The organism is Alsobacter sp. SYSU BS001988, assembly GCF_054796215.1.
The window spans coordinates 37,494-55,011 of record NZ_JBTAMK010000003.1 but is presented as its reverse complement, the minus strand read 5'-3'; the positions used below and the strand labels follow the sequence as shown (position 1 = coordinate 55,011).

16 protein-coding genes are annotated in these 17,518 nt (G+C 70.5%); 9 read left to right on the top strand and 7 right to left on the bottom strand.

What is annotated here, in order from left to right:
- Positions 1 to 157 precede the first annotated feature (157 nt).
- The 7 genes from ACYVO7_RS07330 to ACYVO7_RS07300 all read right to left on the bottom strand — a co-directional run bounded on the left by ACYVO7_RS07330 (position 158) and on the right by ACYVO7_RS07300 (position 9,149).
- Complete coding sequence (locus ACYVO7_RS07330; RefSeq protein ID WP_460449184.1) at positions 158 to 1,438, bottom strand: M16 family metallopeptidase; 1,281 nt, start codon at positions 1,436 to 1,438, stop codon at positions 158 to 160.
- Positions 1,439 to 1,532: 94 nt separating this feature from the next.
- Positions 1,533 to 2,840: a M16 family metallopeptidase gene (locus ACYVO7_RS07325; RefSeq protein ID WP_460449183.1), complete on the bottom strand. Its 1,308-nt coding sequence runs from the start codon at positions 2,838 to 2,840 to the stop codon at positions 1,533 to 1,535.
- A 156-nt stretch (positions 2,841 to 2,996) separates the two neighbouring features.
- The gene (locus ACYVO7_RS07320; protein ID WP_460449182.1) at positions 2,997 to 3,650 is read right to left on the bottom strand and encodes a hypothetical protein; all 654 of its coding nucleotides are present in this window, start codon (positions 3,648 to 3,650) and stop codon (positions 2,997 to 2,999) included.
- Positions 3,651 to 3,778: 128 nt separating this feature from the next.
- Entirely contained in the window at positions 3,779 to 4,303 is a 525-nt protein-coding gene (gene lspA / locus ACYVO7_RS07315; RefSeq protein WP_460449181.1) for a signal peptidase II, read from the bottom strand.
- A gap of 8 nt (positions 4,304 to 4,311) precedes the next feature.
- Positions 4,312 to 7,338 carry an isoleucine--tRNA ligase gene (gene ileS / locus ACYVO7_RS07310; protein WP_460449180.1) on the bottom strand — a complete coding sequence of 1,009 codons (3,027 nt, stop codon included), beginning with the start codon at positions 7,336 to 7,338 and terminating at the stop codon, positions 4,312 to 4,314.
- A 239-nt stretch (positions 7,339 to 7,577) separates the two neighbouring features.
- Entirely contained in the window at positions 7,578 to 8,606 is a 1,029-nt protein-coding gene (locus ACYVO7_RS07305; protein ID WP_460449179.1) for a bifunctional riboflavin kinase/FAD synthetase, read from the bottom strand.
- A gap of 84 nt (positions 8,607 to 8,690) precedes the next feature.
- Positions 8,691 to 9,149, bottom strand: a complete 459-nt coding sequence (locus tag ACYVO7_RS07300; protein ID WP_406856541.1) for a MaoC family dehydratase — start codon at positions 9,147 to 9,149, stop codon at positions 8,691 to 8,693.
- A gap of 247 nt (positions 9,150 to 9,396) precedes the next feature.
- Between ACYVO7_RS07300 and ACYVO7_RS07295 the strand changes: the two genes are divergently transcribed.
- The 9 genes from ACYVO7_RS07295 to ACYVO7_RS07255 all read left to right on the top strand — a co-directional run bounded on the left by ACYVO7_RS07295 (position 9,397) and on the right by ACYVO7_RS07255 (position 17,428).
- Positions 9,397 to 9,780 (top strand): response regulator, encoded by a 384-nt coding sequence (locus tag ACYVO7_RS07295; RefSeq protein ID WP_460449178.1) that lies wholly within the window; start codon positions 9,397 to 9,399, stop codon positions 9,778 to 9,780.
- Positions 9,781 to 9,922: 142 nt separating this feature from the next.
- Complete coding sequence (locus tag ACYVO7_RS07290) at positions 9,923 to 10,474, top strand: hypothetical protein (RefSeq protein ID WP_460449177.1); 552 nt, start codon at positions 9,923 to 9,925, stop codon at positions 10,472 to 10,474.
- Between the two features lie 90 nt (positions 10,475 to 10,564).
- Positions 10,565 to 12,061: a histidine--tRNA ligase gene (gene hisS / locus ACYVO7_RS07285; RefSeq protein WP_460449176.1), complete on the top strand. Its 1,497-nt coding sequence runs from the start codon at positions 10,565 to 10,567 to the stop codon at positions 12,059 to 12,061.
- Between the two features lie 58 nt (positions 12,062 to 12,119).
- On the top strand, positions 12,120 to 12,494 hold the full coding sequence (locus ACYVO7_RS07280; protein WP_460449175.1) for a hypothetical protein: 375 nt from the start codon (positions 12,120 to 12,122) through the stop codon (positions 12,492 to 12,494).
- A complete protein-coding gene (locus ACYVO7_RS07275; protein WP_460449174.1) occupies positions 12,491 to 13,435 on the top strand; it encodes a glycosyltransferase in 945 nt (314 codons plus the stop codon). The genes ACYVO7_RS07280 and ACYVO7_RS07275 overlap by 4 nt, the downstream gene beginning before the upstream one ends.
- A complete protein-coding gene (locus ACYVO7_RS07270) occupies positions 13,345 to 14,571 on the top strand; it encodes an NAD-dependent epimerase/dehydratase family protein (protein ID WP_460449173.1) in 1,227 nt (408 codons plus the stop codon). The genes ACYVO7_RS07275 and ACYVO7_RS07270 overlap by 91 nt, the downstream gene beginning before the upstream one ends.
- A 127-nt stretch (positions 14,572 to 14,698) precedes the next feature.
- The gene (locus ACYVO7_RS07265; protein ID WP_460449172.1) at positions 14,699 to 15,841 is read left to right on the top strand and encodes an ATP phosphoribosyltransferase regulatory subunit; all 1,143 of its coding nucleotides are present in this window, start codon (positions 14,699 to 14,701) and stop codon (positions 15,839 to 15,841) included.
- Positions 15,838 to 16,833, top strand: coding sequence for an ATP phosphoribosyltransferase (gene hisG, locus ACYVO7_RS07260; RefSeq protein ID WP_460449171.1), 996 nt, complete (start codon positions 15,838 to 15,840; stop codon positions 16,831 to 16,833). Before ACYVO7_RS07265 ends, hisG begins: the two co-directional genes overlap by 4 nt.
- A gap of 97 nt (positions 16,834 to 16,930) precedes the next feature.
- Entirely contained in the window at positions 16,931 to 17,428 is a 498-nt protein-coding gene (locus tag ACYVO7_RS07255) for an META domain-containing protein (RefSeq protein ID WP_460449170.1), read from the top strand.
- Positions 17,429 to 17,518 lie beyond the last annotated feature (90 nt).

The following is a 17,518-nucleotide window of genomic DNA, read 5'->3' as shown; positions in this document are numbered from 1 at the left end:
TTAAGACATATCGCCCCGTCGCGGCGCTGAACCCGAGCGCGGGGCCGCGGCGCTTCCTCGTCTTGGGGCTCATCGTCTGCTGAGCGGTCGTCACTCGGAGATCATGCCTCCCGGCGCAGGGCCGAGCGACATCGGCAGGGTTGAAGGCGCCCTCCCCTCACAGCCCCGCCGGGCGGCCCACCACGGTCACCAGCAGCTGCCCTTCGCCGAGGAGGCGCTTGGCCACGCGGGCCGTGTCGGCCAGCGTGACGGCCGAGACGAGGCCGTTGCGGCGGTCCATGTAGTCGAGGCCGAGATCGTCGATCTGGATGCGGACGAGCTGGCTGGCGATCTTGGTGGAGGTGTCGAAGTTCAGCGCGTAGGAGCCGACGAGGTATTTCTTGGCCTTGTCGAGCTCGTCCTCGGTGGGGCCGGACTCGGCCATGGCGCGGATCTCGCTCTCGATGAGGGCGATGGATTCGGCCGTGCGCTCGTTCTTGGTGGAGGTGCCGCCCATGAACAGCGCGGCGTGCGACATGGGGGCGAGGTGCGAATAGACCGAATAGGCGAGCCCGCGCTTCTCGCGCACCTCGCGGAAGAGGCGGGCGGAGAACACGCCGCCGCCGAGCACGTGGTTGACCACCAGCGCCGGGATCCAGTCGGGATCGGTGCGGGCCACGCCGGCGCGGCCGAAGCGCACGGAGGATTGCGGGATGTCGAGGTCGATGACGTTGCGCCCGCCCACGCCGGCGGGCGCGGCGTCCGGCACGGGGGCGAGCTCGCCCCGGGCCGGCAGGCCGCCGAAGATGCGGTCCAGCGCGTCCGACAGGGCGGCGGCGTCGATGGCGCCGACGACGCCGATCTTCAGGTTGTCGCGGGCGACGACGCGCCGGCGATAGTCGGCGAGGTCGTCGCGGCCGATCAGCGGCAGGCTCTCCAGCGTGCCCTGCGTGGGCCGGCCATAGGGGTGGCCCGGGAAGGCCTCCTCGAAGAAGGCGCGGCTGACGAGGCTGTCGGGGTCGTTGATCTCGTGGCGGATGCCGGCCTCGATCTGGGCGCGCACGCGCTCCAGCGGCTCCTCGTCGAAGCGCGGCTCGGCGAGGGTGAGGCGCATCATCTCGAAGGCTTCGTCGCGGTGGCGGACGAGCGTGCGCAGGTGGCCGGAGAAGCCGTCGCGGTCGGCGTGGTAGCGCAGCTCGATGGCGAACTCGTCGAGCCGCTCGTGGAAGGCGCCGGACTCGTAAGGGCCCGCGCCCTCGTCCAGCATGCCTGAGAGGAAATAGGCCACGCCGGGCTTGCCGGCGGGGTCCTGCGAGGAGCCGCCGCGCACCGAGAACTCCAGCGCCAGCAGCGGCACCGTGTAGTCCTCCACCAGCCAGGCCTCGACGCCGCCCGGCGAGACCACGCGCTGGATGCGCGAGGCGTGGCTGGTCTTCTCGGGGCTCACGGGTGCGTTCATGGCGGGCTCTTCTTGGTTTGGTCGGGCGTGCGGGAAGCGCGGGCGGCGGGCCCCGGGCGGACGGGCCGGGAGGCGCGCCGTCCGGGGGAGCGCGTCACGCAGCCTCGTCCTTGATCAGGTAGCCGGAGACCGTGCGGCGAGGGTCGAGCCAGCGGCGGGCGGCGTCGCGGACGGCCTCGGCGGAGACCGCCTCGATGTCGTCGGGCCAGCTGGCGACGGAGGCCACGGTGCTGCCCGTGGCGAGCGCCGAGCCGTAGATCCGGGCCAGCGAGGTCTGGCTGTCCTGCGCGTAGACGGTGTCGGCGATCAGCCGCGTCTTGGCGCGGGCCAGTTCGGCCGCGTCGACGCCCTTCTCGACGATCTCGGCCACCACGGCGCCGATGTCCTTCTCCAGCGACTCCAGGCTCACGCCCGGGCGCGGCACGGCGTAGAGCAGCACGCGCGAGCAATCCACGGCGGTGCTCTGGTACCAGCCGCCCGCCATCACGGCGACGCGCTTGTCCATCACGAGGCGCCGGTGCAGGCGGCCGGTGGACTGCGCGCCCAGGATCTGGATCAGCACGTCCAGCGCCTCCGCCTCGCCGGGCGCGGCGGTGGTGTAGGACGGCGCCAGATAGGCGAGTTGCAGGGAGGGCTGCTCCACCTTGGGATCGGCCAGGCTCACCCGGCGCGTGGCGCGGGTCTCGGGCTCCTGCGGGCGATGGCGCACCGGGGCTTCGCCCATGGCGGGGATCTTGCCGTAGGTGGCCTCGGCCAGCGCCCTCACCTCCTCGGCGGCGACGTCGCCGGCGACGACCAGGATGGCGTTCTCGGGCGTGTAGAAGCGCTTGTAGAAGGCCAGCGCGTCCTCCCGGCCCAGCGTCTCGATCTCGTGCATCCAGCCGATGATCGGGATGCCGTAGGGATGGTGGGTGAAGAGCGCGGAGGCCACCGACTCGCCGAGCTGCGCGCCCGGGTCGGTCTCCACCCGCATGCGCCGCTCCTCCAGCACCACGTCGCGCTCGGGATCGACGATCTCGTCGGAGAGGACCAGATTGGTCATCCGGTCCGCCTCCAGCTCCATCATGGCGCGGAGATGCTCCTTGGCGACGCGCTGGTAGTAGGCCGTGTAGTCGAGCGACGTGAAGGCGTTCTCCTGGCCGCCGAGTTCGGCCACGATGTTGGAGAACTCGCCCTGCGGGTGGTTGTGCGTGCCCTTGAACATCAGGTGCTCGAGGAAATGCGCGATGCCCGACTTGCCGATCGGGTCGTCGGCCGAGCCGTTGCGATACCAGATCATGTGCGTGACCACCGGCGTCCGGTGGTCCGGGATGGCGACGACCTCCAGGCCGTTGTCGAGGCGGAAATGGGAGACCTGCGGGCCCTGGGAGGCTTGAGCGGTCGGGGTCGTCTCGACGGTCATCGGGTTCCTCGGCGAAGGGTCACGCGCAGACCGGCCTCGGGGCGGGCGCCGGTTCACGAATCAGGGGACTGATATAGGTCGGGGCCCTGCCGTCCGACAGAGCCCCGCTTTGGATCGGCTATGCGGCGGCGCCCCGGGACGCGGCCTCACGCAGGCTCACTGGGCCTGCGGCTTGCGGTAGATCTCGTAGGGGCTCGCTTCCTGGTTGTCGCTCAGCTTGGGCTGCGCGGCGGCCTTCGGCATCGCCAGGCTGCCGCGGGCTGACGGCGCCCGGTAGCCGCTGGGCGGATCGGTGAGGAACTGGCGCTCGGGCTCGGCCCCGGCGACGAGCTGGTCGGACTTCTTGCCCGCCAGAAGGCCCTGCTGCTGCTTCTTCTCGGGCGAGGCCCAGAATTCGGCGCGCTGGTCGTCCTTGTAGGGATTGGCCGGGCCGGCGTTGAGGCCGGCGCCTTCCATGCGGCCGGCCCGCATCTCGTAGACGCTGAGCGGCTTGCCCTCGTTGAGGCGGTAGGTCTCGGTCTGGTGCACCGGCACGCGGGCCGCGGTGGCCTTCTTCTTGGCCTTGACGACGTCGGGATCGGTCGGCCAGTTCGGGTTGGCGGCGGCGGCGGATTGCTGCGGGGTGCGCAGCTCCATGCGGGGCGGCACCACCAGCGGGGCGCGCTCGCGATACTCGATCTCGGGCTTCTCCTCGTCGGAGCTGAGGCCCAGGAAGCCCATCAGGGAGTTCAGCGTCTCGCTCTGCGCCATCGCGGGCGAGCCGAAGGACAGGGCCGAGCCGAGCGCCAGGGCCCCGAGGGCCAATCTCATCGACATAGACATCAGCATGAACGCGACCCCTCTCGTCGGCTGCCAGATCGGTTGCAACCCGAATTCGCGAGCCGTTTGACCGTGTTTCGCGGCCAATTCAAGGCGCGGCCCCGTCCGACAGCGGGAGGCTAGATGCCCGCGCCCGGATCAGGCCCTGCGACGCCCGGCTCGGCGGGCCGCTTCCGGCCCTCGACGACGAGGGAGTCATACAGAAGCAGCGCCACTCCCGCAACGATAGCCGAGTCGGCGAGGTTGAACACGTAGGGGAAAAACGGGATCCAGTAGAGCAGCACGAAGTCGGCCACCGCCCCGTAGAGGAACCGGTCCACGGCGTTGCCCAGCGCGCCGCCGATCAGCAGGCCCGCCGAGACGGCGATCAGCCAGGAGCGAGACCGCGCCATCCACACGGCGAGCCCGATCGACACCAGCACCGAGAGCCCCGCCAGCGCGAAGCGGCCGAGATCCTCGTGCTGCTGGAACAGCCCGTAGGAGACGCCGCGGTTCCAGACCATCACGAGCTCGAACAGCGGCGCGATGCGCACCGGCGGGCGCTCCGGCAGGCGAAAGATGTGCAGGATCCAGGCCTTGGAGGCCTGGTCCGCCAGGAGGGTGGCGAGCGCGATGGCCGCGCCCGTCGCCGGGATGCGCCGCATGGGGCCGCTCACCCGGACGGATGGGCGGCGTCCCACTCCCGCAACGCGGCGGCGTCGCGAGGCGTGACGTCCGGATAGTCGGGATCCACGCCGACCTCGGTGGAGAACTTCCAGGACCGGGCGCATTTGCGGCCCGGCGCCCGGCGCGACACGACCGCGACGCCAGGGACGTCCTCCAGCCGGAAGGCGTCCTCGGGACCGTCCCCGTCGGTGAGCTCGAGGCCCGACGTGATGCAGATCTCGGCGAGGTCGACCCCGGCCAGCACGGACCGGAGGTCGTCGTCGGCGACGTGCAGCACCGGCGCGGCCTCCAGCGAGGAGCCGATGCGCTTCTGGGCGCGCTCGATCTCCAGCGCGCCGGTGACGACGCGCCGCACGCGGCGGATCCTGGCCCACTTCTCGGCCAGCGCCTCGTCGCGCCAGGCGGCGGGCGTGGACGGGAACGTCTCCAGGTGGATCGAGGCGTTCGAGTCCGGATGGCGCGACAGCCAAGCCTCCTCGGTGGTGAACACCAGGATGGGGGCGAGCCACGCCGTCACCCGCCGGAACACGGCGTCGATCACCGCCAGGGCGGCGATGCGGGTGGGGCTGGAGGCCGGATCGCAATAGAGCGCGTCCTTGCGCACGTCGAAATAGAAGGCCGAGAGGTCGCTCGTCATGAAGGCGCTGAGCAGCGCGATCACCTTCTTGTAGTCGAACTCCGCATAGGCCTCGCGGATGGCCTCGTCCAGCTCGGCCAGGCGGTGCAGGATCAGGCGCTCCAGCTCCGGCGCCTGCGTCGGGAAGGGGGCGCTGGGATCGAAATGCGCCAGCGTGCCGAGCATCCACCGCACCGTGTTGCGCAGCTTGCGGTAGGTCTCCACGAAGGTCTTGAGGATCTCCTTGCCGATGCGCAGGTCGTCCGAATAGTCGGCCGCCGCCACCCACAGGCGCAGGATGTCGGCGCCGGCCTCCTTGATGACGTCCTGCGGGGCGGTGACGTTGCCCTTCGACTTCGACATCTTCTCGCCCTTCTCGTCGAGGACGAAGCCGTGGGTCAGGACCACGTCGTAGGGCGCGCGGCCGCGGGTGCCGCAGCTCTCCAGCAGCGACGAATGGAACCAGCCGCGGTGCTGGTCGGACCCCTCCAGATACATCACCGTGTCGCGGCCGCCGTCGACGCCGCGGCGGACGCCCGCGAGGCCGGGGAACTGTTCGGGATCCTCCAGCGTGAAGGCATGGGTGGAGCCGGAATCGAACCACACGTCGAGCACGTCGTAGACCGGCGTCCAGGCGGACGGGTCGCTGACGAGGCCCTCGAGGAAGCGGCGCGGGTCGCCCGAGAACCAGGCGTCGGCGCCGCGCTCGGCGAAGGCCGAGCGGATGCGGTCGGCCAGCTCCTCGCTGGCCGCGAAGCCGGGCCCGGGGGCGAGCTCGGCCACCGCCCCGCTGTCGTCCTCGCGGATGAAGACCGTGATCGGCACGCCCCAGGCGCGCTGGCGGGAGATCACCCAGTCCGGGCGGTTCTCGATCATGCCGTTGATGCGGTTCTCGCCGGCGGCCGGCACCCAGCGGGTGTGGCTGATGGCGGTCAGCGCCGTCTCGCGCAAGGTGCGGTCGCCGAGCGCATGGACCGGCTTGTCCATGGCGATGAACCACTGCGGCGTGTTGCGGAAGATCAGCGGCGCCTTGGAGCGCCAGGAGTGCGGATAGCTGTGCTGCAGCCGGCCGCGCGCCACGATGGCCCCGACCTCCGCGAGCTTCTCGATGACGCGCTTGTTGGCGTCGCCGTCCTTGCCCTTGTCGTCGATGACCCGCGCGCCGGCGAAGAACGGCACGGCCGGGTAGTAGGCGCCGTCGGGCCCGATCGTGTGCGGCACCTCGTCGGTGCCGGCCTCGGCGAAGACCTGGCGGTTGCTGATGAAGGTGACGTAGTCGTCCGCGCCGTGGCCCGGGGCCGAGTGCACGAAGCCGGTGCCGGCGTCGTCGGTGACGTAGTCGGCCGGCAGCATCGGGACCTTGAAGTCGTAGTAGCCCTTCGCCTCGGGCAGCCCCGCGAAGGGGTGGGCGCAGGTCTGGATGAAGGCCGGGTCGAGCTCGCGGACGCGGTCGTAGCCGTCGACCTTGGCGGCCTTCATGACCGCCTCGGCGAGCTTGTCGGCGATGACGTAGAGGTCGCCGACCTTGGCCCAGTTGCCCTCCGGCGCCGCCGTGACCTTGTAGAGGCCGTAGGGGACCGTCTTGGAGTAGACGATCGCCCGGTTGGCCGGGATCGTCCAGGGCGTCGTCGTCCAGATCAGCACCGAGGCGTCGCTGAGCGACACGTCGGCGGCGTCCTCCACCTTGAACTTGACGAAGATCGTCGTCGACTGGTGGTCGTGATACTCGACCTCCGCCTCCGCCAGCGCGGTGCGCTCCACCACCGACCACATCACCGGCTTGGAGCCGCGATAGAGCTGGCCGGTCGCGGCGAACTTCATCAGCTCGTCCGCGATGTGGGCCTCGGCCGGGAAGGCCATGGTCTGGTAGGGGTGCTCCCAGTCGCCCGTGATGCCGAGGCGCTTGAACTCCTCGCGCTGCACGTCGAGCCAGTGCGCCGCAAAGGCGCGGCATTCCTGCCGGAACTCGACGACCGGGACCTCGTCCTTGTTCTTGCCCTTCTTGCGGTACTCCTCCTCGATCTTCCATTCGATCGGCAGGCCGTGGCAGTCCCAGCCCGGCACGTAGTTGGAGTCGTAGCCCAGCATCTGCTGCGAGCGGGTGACGAGGTCCTTGAGGATCTTGTTCAGCGCGTGGCCGATATGGATGTTGCCGTTGGCGTAGGGCGGCCCGTCATGCAGCACGAATTTCGGCTTGCCGGCCGAGCTTTCGCGCAGGCGGCGATAGAGGCTCTGCTCCTCCCAGCGCCGCAACAGCCGGGGCTCCATCTGGGGCAGGCCCGCCCGCATCGGGAAGTCCGTCTGCGGCAGGAACAGCGTCTTGGAATAGTCGCGGCCGGCCGGGGCCGCATCGGCGCCGGCCATGGGCGTGTCGGAGGTGGAAACGGCGTCGGTCATCGGGGCGAAACCGGATTGGGCCGGCCGCATCGGGCGGCGGGCGAGGATGAGATCGGGCGAAAGAGGCGCCTGCGCGCCGGAGTCCCGGACCCTCGCGAAGCTCTTCGCCTCACCCGAGGGCCGGGCCGATAATTCGGATCATGGGCGCCGGATGGCGCGCGCCAGGCGCAGCAGCGTTCATGGGCCGCGTTCTAGCAGCGCAGGCGGCGGGAAGAAAGGGCCGCCGACGTTTTCCGCCCTCACGGACGCAGAGGCAGCACGGAGGGGGCCGGGACGTCCTGAGCCCGCGCCAGGGCGGCCCGGGCCGCGGCGCTGTCCTGGTCCATGCGGGCGATCAGGGCGTCGGCGGACGCGAACTTCTCCTCGCCGCGGATCCAGGCGGCGAACTCGACGTCCGCCGTCCTGCCGTAGAGGTCGCCCGCGAAGTCGAACAGATGGACCTCCAGCAGGGGCGCGCCGTCGTCGAAGGTGGGGCGGCGGCCATAGCTGGCGACGCCGTCATGGACGACGCCGTCCACCGCGATCCGGACCGCGTAGATGCCGTGGCGCAGGCCGAAGCCGGGCGTCATGCGCAAATTGGCGGTCGGATAGCCCAGCGTCCGGCCGCGCTTGTCGCCGTGCTGGACCGTGGAGCGCACCACCCAGCGATAGCCCAGCAGCCGCGCCGCCTGCTCGACGTCGCCCTCCGCCAGGGCCCGCCTGACCGCCGTCGAGGACACCGGGCCGCCCTGCAGGGCGAGCCGCTCCACGATCTCGACGGCGAGGCCCAGCGCGCGCCCATGCTCCAGCAGGAAGGCGGGCGCGCCTTCGCGGTCGTGGCCGAAATGGAAGTCGTAGCCGGCGACGACGCCCGAAAGGCCGAGACGCCCGACCAGCAGGTCGGCCAGGAAGTCGTGCGCAGAGGTGGCCGCCATGACGGCGTCGAACGGGACCACGATCGCGCCGTCCAGCCCGAAATGGTCGAGCAGCGCCAGCTTCACGGGCTCGGGGGTGAGCGAGAAGAGCGGCTCGCCAGGCCGGAAATAGGCGCGCGGATGCGGCTCGAAGGTGAGCACGCAGGCCGGGCGGCCGAGCGATCGGGCCAGCGCCTCGGCGCGGCCGATGACGGCGCGGTGGCCGAGATGGACGCCGTCGAAATTGCCGATCGCCGCCACGGCGCCGGCCAGGGCGGCGGGCGGAGGCGCCGCGCCGCGCGACACCGCGAAGGCGCGAGGGCCGGCGACGCGGGCGTCGGGGGAGCCGGGAGCGGCGGGGGGCGCGTCAGGCATGTCGGCTCGGGGCGCGTTGCGCGATTCTCGCCGGCGGACCGCCCGCCGGAAGCGCGCGCAAACTGGCGTGCAGGCCCCGCCCGGTCAATAGGCGGCGGCGGTCCCGGCGCTTTCGGCCCGCCGCGCGCCGGGCACCATCACCCAGGCCTCGCCCTCCAGCACCGGCTTGCCGTCGACGAGGCAGTGGCATTCGAGGCGGACCCGCCGGCCCTTCTCGACCATCTCGGCGACCTCGACGACGGCCGCCACGACCTCGCCGATGCGCACCGGCGCGAGGAAGCGCAGCGTCTGCGAGAGATAGACCGCGCCGGGTCCCGGCAGGCGCGTCCCGATCACGGCCGAGATGAGGCTGGCGGTGAACATGCCGTGCGCGATGCGCTGGCCGAAGCGGGTGGTCGCCGCATAGTCGTCGGAGAGGTGGATCGGGTTCACGTCGCCTGAGACTTCGGCGAACTGGTTGACGGTGGTCTCCATGACGGTACGCAGGAGCGTCTCCCGCATTCCGACCTGGAGTTCATCGAACGTGAAGGTGCGCAGAGCCATGGCTTGCTTCCGGGAGGATGGGCGGCGCCTCGGGGGCGAGAGCGCGAACGCGGCGGGGGCGTCCCGTCCAGTCTAGGGACCGCGCCGCGCCCACGCCTATTCGACTTTCAGCTTCGCCGTCTCCGAGCGGCTCCGTTAACGCGATCGAAAGTTGCAATGGCGTAATTTCAACCAGGGAGCCGGCGCGCCGGACCTGATAAATGTGAACGCCGATCTTACCGATTAGGCGCTTCAGGGAGACCAATCCATGGGCCTCGAAACGTCGATGCCGATCCTCGTGGTGGATGACTACCAGACGATGATCCGCATCATCCGCAATCTCCTGAAGCAGCTCGGCTTCGAGGACGTCGACGACGCCGCCGACGGCCAGCAGGCCATGTCGAAGCTCAAGCAGCGCCAATACGGCCTGGTGATCTCCGACTGGAACATGGAGCCGATGACCGGCTACGACCTTCTGAAGTCGGTGCGCGCCGACGACGCGCTGAAGGACATGCCGTTCATCATGGTGACGGCGGAATCCAAGACCGACAACGTCATCGCGGCCAAGAAAGCCGGCGTGAGCAGCTACATCGTGAAGCCGTTCAACGCCCAGACCCTGAAGGCCAAGATCGAGGCCGTCTGCGGCCTGTGACCATCCGGGCCCGGACCATGGCCCGAGTCACGGCGCCCCGCACTCCGTCGACGTCACGAGAGCAGACATGAGCGACAGCGCATCACGGCCTACCCCGGCGCCAGCCTCCCCCGGACGCGGCGGCCGCCCATCCGGCCGGCCGATGAGGCCGCTCGAAGCGCTGATCGGCGAGCCCGCCGGGACACGCGTCCCGCTGATGCGCGAGCTGAACGCCGCGGCCGATTACCTACGCTTCGTGCGGCGGGAGATCGCCCAGCTCGGCGCCAACGAAATCGCGAAGGACCGCCTGCCGGCCGCCATCCGCGAGGCGGACTACATCATCGAGGGAGCGGAACGCTCCGCGAACGCCATCATGAGCGCCGCCGAGGAGGTGATCGCCGCCAAGGATCTCGATCCCGCGGCCTACCAGGCCTTCGTCGCCGAGAAGATGACGGCGATCTTCCTGGCCTGCGCGTTCCAGGACCTGACCACCCAGCGCACCCGCCGCATCCAGTCCGCGCTGCACACGCTGGAGCGCCGCATGTCGCGCCTCGCCTCCAAGCTGGGCACGCGCGAGATCCCGAATCTCGTCGACTATGCGCCCGCCGGCTCCGACGAGCTGGTCGCCGACGGCCCGGCCGCGCCCGGCGAGGGCAACGACCAGCAGAGCATCGACCACATGTTCGAAGAGTGGAGCGACGTCGACTGGCGCTGAGCCGGGGACGGTTTTTCGCCGGAGCGGATACCGCTGCGGGCGAAAATGCTCTAGGACGCCCCGGATGCCCTCCGGTGACCAGGCGCGACCATGTCCAATTCCTCCGACAAACCCGCACGCGTGAAAGCGCGGCTGCCGCGCGGCTTCGCTGACCGCGGCCCGGCCGACGTCGCCGCCACCGACGAGATGCTGCGCGCGATCCGCGAGACCTTCGAGCTCTACGGCTTCGAGGCGGTGGAGACGCCCTTCGTCGAATACACCGAGGCGCTGGGCAAGTTCCTGCCCGACCAGGACCGCCCGAATGAGGGCGTGTTCTCGTTCCAGGACGACGACGAGCAGTGGCTGTCGCTGCGCTACGACCTCACCGCGCCGCTGGCCCGCTCGGTGGCGGAGCGCTTCGACGCGCTGCCGAAGCCCTATCGCAGCTATCGCTGCGGCTGGGTGTTCCGGAACGAGAAGCCCGGCCCGGGCCGCTTCCGGCAATTCATGCAGTTCGACGCCGACACGGTGGGCGCGCCGTCGGTGGCCGCGGACGCGGAAGCCGCCATGCTGATGGCGGACACGCTGGAGCGGGTGGGCGTGCCGCGCGGCCAGTATGTGGTGCGGGTGAACAACCGCAAGGTGCTGGACGGCGTGCTGGAGGCGATCGGCCTCGCCGGCGACGAGAACGCCGGTCGCCGCCTCACGGTGCTGCGCGCCATCGACAAGCTGGACAAGGTGGGCCCCGACGGCGTGCGCGCCCTGCTGGGGCCGGGGCGCATGGACCCGAGCGGCGACTTCACCAAGGGCGCGGGCCTGCCGGAGGACGCGATCGCGCGGGTGCTGGACTTCACGTCGGCCTCGCGCGGCGCGGCGGCCGACACGATCGCGGCGCTGCGGGACGTGGTCGGCGACGCCGCGCGGGGCGCGGAAGGCGTTTCGGAGCTCGCCGACATCGCCGCCCTGGTCACGGCCGGCGGCTATGACGACGGCCGGGTAATCATCGACCCCTCCGTCGTGCGCGGCCTCGAATACTACACCGGCCCGGTCTACGAGGCGGAGCTGACCTTCGAGGTCAAGGACGAGGACGGCCGCCCCGTTCGCTTCGGCTCGGTGGCGGGCGGCGGGCGCTATGACGGCCTCGTGGCGCGCTTCCGGGGCGAGCCCGTGCCGGCGACGGGCTTCTCCATCGGCGTGTCGCGGCTCCTGGCCGCGCTGAAGCATCTCGGCAAGGTCGAGGACAAGGCGGCCCGCGGCCCCGTCGTGGTGCTGGTGATGGACCGGGACCAGATCGCCCACTACCAGGGCCTCGTCGCCACGCTGCGCCAGGCCGGCGTGCGCTCCGAGCTCTATCTCGGCGGCTCGGGCATGAAGGCCCAGATGAAATACGCCGACCGGCGGGGCAGCCCCTGCGTCGTCATCCAGGGCTCCGACGAGCGGGCCCGGGGCGAGATCCAGGTCAAGGACCTCGTCCTCGGCGCCGAGATCGCCGGCGCCAGCGGCGACCGGGCCGCCTATCTGAAGGAGCAGCACGAGGCCCAGTTCGCAGCCTCCGAGGCCGACATCGTCGCCGCCGTCCGCAAGGTCCTGGCCCGCCACGGCGGCTAATAATTGATATCTTTCGGCTTTGCTTCTACCTTCGGATAATCTGAAGGTGGAGGTGACCATGCCGAAGTTGCGTGACCTGCTTCGTAAGATCGCCAGTGATCCTGCCGACCTGCAACTCCTTCGCGACAGCCCCAAGAAGCTGGCCGCGAAGCATGCGTTGACGGCGAAAGACATCCAGGCCCTGTCGAGCGCCGACCTCCTGATCCGCTTTCCGAAGAACCCTCTTGGTCCGATGCAGACCACCAATCCGATCACGATCACGGTGACGCGGAAGGGGTCGTTCCACGGCAGCGGCGACCCGCCGACCCGCCTCGACCAGATCGAGAAGGAACGCATCATCGAGCTCTTCGAGCGGTCTCTGGTGGACAGGGCTTTCGCCGAAAATCTCAGAAGCTTCCTCAAGCTCGAGCCCGGCAAGAAAGCGACGAAATGATCAGCGTCGTCATTCCGGCCCGAAACGAGGGGCCCGGGTTGGCGAACACGGTCCAGTCCATCGTCGAGGGACGCCGTTCGGGAGCAGACGTGGAGATCGTCATCGCGGACGACGTCTCCCGGGACGGCTGCTGTAGGACGCTCGCGCCGGTCTGCTCCGGAGTGGCCGTTCGGGTGGTCCGGTCAAAGACCAGGCTCGGCGTTCCTCGGGCGCGGAACCTGGGCGTGGCGCATTCGCGCGGCGAACTGCTGCTGATGACCGATGGGCATGTCAGCCTCGAGGCCGGTTGGGACATCGCGCTGATGGAGGCGGCCGGCGGCGACCGGATTGCGGCTGGTTCGATCGTGGACGCGGAGAGCGGCGCCACCGCCTATGGCTGCCGTCTCGTGACGCCCCACATGGGGACTTTCTGGAACGCGGCCCCCCCGGCCGCCGGACACGACGTCCAGATCGCGTCCGCCGCCGCGACCGGCCTGACCCGCGCACTCTTCGATCGGATCGGGGGCTATGACGAGGGCATGCGCGTCTATGGCGCGGCCGAGCCGGAATTCAGCGTTCGAGCCTGGCTGAGCGGGGCGGAGGTGGCCTGCGCGCCGAAGCTGCGCGTGACGCATCGGTTCAAGGGCGAGGGCGCCAGGGATGCGTTCCTGGCCAGGGCGCGCCTGAACCTCGTCCATAACAATCTGCGCTTCGGTCTGTGCTATCTCTCGGAGACTGCGAGCCTGGAGATGGTGCGCTATTACGCGCTCAAATATCCGCGCCATTTTCGCAAGGCGCTGACGCTGGTGGCCGAGAGCGACGTCTGGTCCCGCCGGGCTTTTCTGAAGTCCAACCTCAAATTCGATTTTCAGTGGTTCGTCGACAGGTTCGACCTGCGCGACCAGATCGGGCGTCCGCTGGCCCGAAGACCCAAAGCCGGAGCGATCGCTTGCGCGTCCTGATCCTCGGGGCTGACGGATATCTGGGATGGCCCACCGCGCTGCGGTTCTCCGTTCGGGGCGACGACGTGCTGGCCTTGGACAGCGGCGTGAAGCGTCGCTGGGAGCAGGAGGTCGGGGCTTTTCCGCTCTTCCCGACTTTGGATTTCAGAGAGCGCGCGGCGCGATGGCGCGACAGGGGCGGAGCGCCGATCGAGACCGTCCTTTGCGACCTATGCGACTATCCCGCCCTGGCGCACGTGCTGCGAAGTTGGCGTCCCGACGCCATCATTCACTTCGCCGAGCAGCCGTCCGCCCCCTTTTCGATGATGAGCGTCGAACGAGCCGCTTTGACGCAGACCAACAACGTCGTCGGAACCCTGAACCTGCTTTGGGGAATGCGCGAGGCCTGCCCGCACGCCCATTTGATCAAGCTCGGCACCATGGGCCAGTACGGCACGCCGAACATCGACATCGAGGAAGGCTTCATCGACATCGAACACAAGGGCCGGCGCGATCGACTGCCATTCCCGTCTCAGCCGGGGAGTTTTTATCACCTGTCCAAGGTTCATGACAGCCACAACATGCGCTTCGCCTGTGCGGCCTGGGGGCTCGCGGCCACCGACCTGAACCAGGGCGTCGTCTACGGGATCGAGACCGACGAAACGGGACCCGATTCCGAGCAGGGAGGCAGCTTTCATTACGACGCGGTCTTCGGCACCGCCCTGAACCGCTTCTGCGTGCAGGCGGCAGCCGGATCATCGCTGACGATCTATGGGGCGGGCGCGCAGAAACGCGGCTTCATCAATATCCGCGACGTGCTCGACTGCGTCGAGATCGCGGCGCGCCACCCCGCTCGGCCCGGCGAGTACCGCGTGTTCAACCAATTCACGCAGGTGTTCTCGATCGCGGCATTGGCGGAGCTGGTCGCGGAAAGCGCCGCGCGGTTGGGACTCCCGATAACGACGGAACGCCTGGCCAATCCCCGTTCGGAGGCGGCGGAGCACTATTACAATCCCGTTGCGAACTGCCTGAAGGCGCTGGGGCTGACCCCCCGGCTGCTGACTGCGGAGTTCTTGGAGACCATGCTGCGCGCCATCGCGCCCCATGCGTCCCGGATCGACCCCTCCACGATCCGGCCCGCGACGCGCTGGCGCTAGCGCTCGCTGACGCGGCTCCCGGACCAGCTCGGTTCTCAGGCGAGCGTTCACCCTCGCGACCGAACGGGGTCGCGCGGGGCGGGCGCTCCTGCTATGGGAACGCCGAAAGCCCGCGCAGGACAGGGACATGCACCGCACGCCTCAGGACTTGGCCGACGCCCTCGCGGCGCAGTTCGCCGCCGCCGGATACGGCCGGGTCGAGCCGCCGGTGCTACAGCCGGCCGACGTGTTCCTGGACCTCTCGGGCGAGGACATCAGGGCCCGCATGTTCGTCACCACGGACGCGGCGGGGCGCGAATGGGCGCTGCGGCCCGAATACACGATCCCGGTGGCGCGGGCCTACCTCGCCTCGCCGGGGGCGGCGGAGCCGGCGGCGCTCTCCTATGGCGGCCCGGTGTTCCGGCTGCGCGCCGGCGAGAGCGGCGAGTTCTGGCAGGCCGGCATCGAATCCTACGGCCGGCCCGACATCGAGGCCGCCGACGCCGAGGTCCTGGCCCTGGCGCATGAGGCCGTGCTGGCGATGGGGCTCGCCCAGCCCGAGATCCGGCTCGGCGACGTCGGCCTTTTCACCGCCCTGCTGGACGGGCTCGCCCTGCCGCCGGTCCGCGTGCGGCAGCTCCGGCGCGCCTATGCGCAGGGCCAGCTCGCGGCGGCGCTGGTCGCCGACATGAGCGGCCCGGAGACGGGCGCGGGCGGCGAGCACGCCGGGCTCCTGCGCGCCGTCCAGGGGCAGGATCCGCGGGCGGCCCGCGCCTTCGTGGAGGACGTGCTCAACATCGCCGGCATCTCGACCGTGGGCGGCCGCAGCGCGGCGGAGATCGCCGAGCGCTTCCTGGCGCGCGCCGAGGCGGACGCCGAGGGCGGCGTCAGCCCGGAGGCCGTCGCGGTGCTGCGCCGCTTCGCCGCGATCGCGGGCGATCCGGACGCGGCCTCGGCCCAGATGCGGGCGCTGGCGGCCGAAGCGCGGCTCGATCTGTCGCGCGTGCTCGACGCCTTCGACGCCCGCACCGGCTTCATCGCGGCGCGCGGGGTCGACGTGACCACCCTCGCGTTCTCGGCCGCCTTCGGGCGCAACCTCGACTACTACACCGGCGTGGTCTTCGAGATCCGCGACGGACGGCGCAGGGCCGGCGGCCCCGGCGCGGACGTGAAGCCCGTGGTCGGCGGCGGCCGCTATGACGGGCTGATCCAGACGCTCGGCGCCTCGCACCCGATCCCGGCGGTGGGATGCTCCATCTGGCTCGACCGCCTCGCAGGAGCGACATCATGAGCGGCGCGGCGGCGGACGCCCCCCTGATCCTGGCCGTGCCGTCCAAGGGACGGCTGCAGGAGAACGCCTTCGGCTTCTTCAAGCGCGCCGGCCTGCCCTTGTCGCAGGGGCGCGGGGCCCGCGACTATCGCGGCGTCATCGCGGGCGTTCCGGACGTGGAGGTGCTGTTCCTGTCGGCGTCGGAGATCGCCCGCGAGCTGGCCCAGGGCGGCGCGCATCTGGGCATCACCGGCGAGGACCTGATCCGGGAATCCATCCCGGACGCGGACCAGCGGCTGGAGCTGTTGACCCCGCTCGGCTTCGGCGCGGCCAATGTGGTCGTCGCCGTGCCGCAGGCCTGGATCGACGTGCGCCGGATGGCGGACCTGGAGGACGTCGCCTCGGTGTTCCGCACCCGTCACGGCCACAAGATGCGGGTCGCGACCAAATATGTGAACCTGACCCGGGCGTTCTTCGCCCAGCACGGGATCGGCGACTACCGCATCGTGGAGAGCCTGGGGGCGACCGAGGGCGCGCCGGCCTCCGGCGCGGCCGAGCTCATCGTCGACATCACCACCACCGGGGCGACCCTGGCGGCGAACGCCCTGAAGGTCATCGACGACGGCGTCATGCTGAAGAGCGAGGCCAACCTGGTCGCGTCCTCGGCGGCGCCCTGGGGAGACCGCGCCCGGCGCGCGGCCCGCGCCATCCTGGCCCGCATCGCGGCCGAGGAGGAGGCGCGCACCAGCCGCGAGGTCGTGGCGAACCTCCCGCCGGCGGCGCTCGCCGCCGTGTCGGGCGAGGCGGCCGAACGGTTCGCGGCGCGCGTGCTGCAGCGGGACGAGGCCGCGGGCGTGGCGGCGCTGCAATGCCCGGCCTCGCAGATCTTCGGCCTGTCGGAGTGGCTGGTCGGCCTCGGCGCGAGCCGCGTCGCCGTGCGCCAGAACGATTACGTGTTCCGCGCCTCCAACGCGCTGGTGGAGCGGCTCGAGCGGCGCATCGGCCCGGCCTGATCCGCGGCGGCGTCGCGCGGCGGGCCGTCCGGCCGCCATTGCGGGCGGCTGGCGACGTGACTATGCTCCGCCGCCGTTCCAGCAGGGGTCGTCCATCATGCGTCGTCGTTCGCCGTCCGCCCAGTCCGTCTCCCTCATGGGCTTCGCAGCCGCAGGGCTCGCCGCCCTCGTGGCGAGCCATGGCGCGGCGATGGCGCAGCAGAAGGGCGGCCGGCCCGCTCCCCCGCAGGAGGGCGGCGTCGTCGTCCCCAAGCCGCAGAAGACTTTCCCGACCGACGTGCAGTGGACGCTCGTCAGCATGGGCGGCAAGAGCGTCAGCGGCGGCGAGCGCCCGACCATCAGCCTCGACGGCCAGTTCCGGGCGCGCGGCTTCGGCGGCTGCAACACCTTCTCGGCCACCGCCTATCCGCTGCAGCAGCAGCACTTCGCCGTCGGCCCCATCGCCGCCACCAAGAAGGCCTGCGACAAGAGCGTGATGGAGTTCGAGCGGTCGTTCCTGCTCGCCTTCCGGACGTCGCAGCTGTGGGACACCAAGGACGGCTACCTGATCATCCAGAGCCAGCGCGGCGAGCTGCGGTTCCAGCGCTCGATCTGAGCCCGACCGGGCCGCCGCTCCCCTCCCCGCCTCGCCTGCTCGGCCGCTAGGTCATGCCGTGTTTCGACGGAAGCACGGCATGATCTCGTG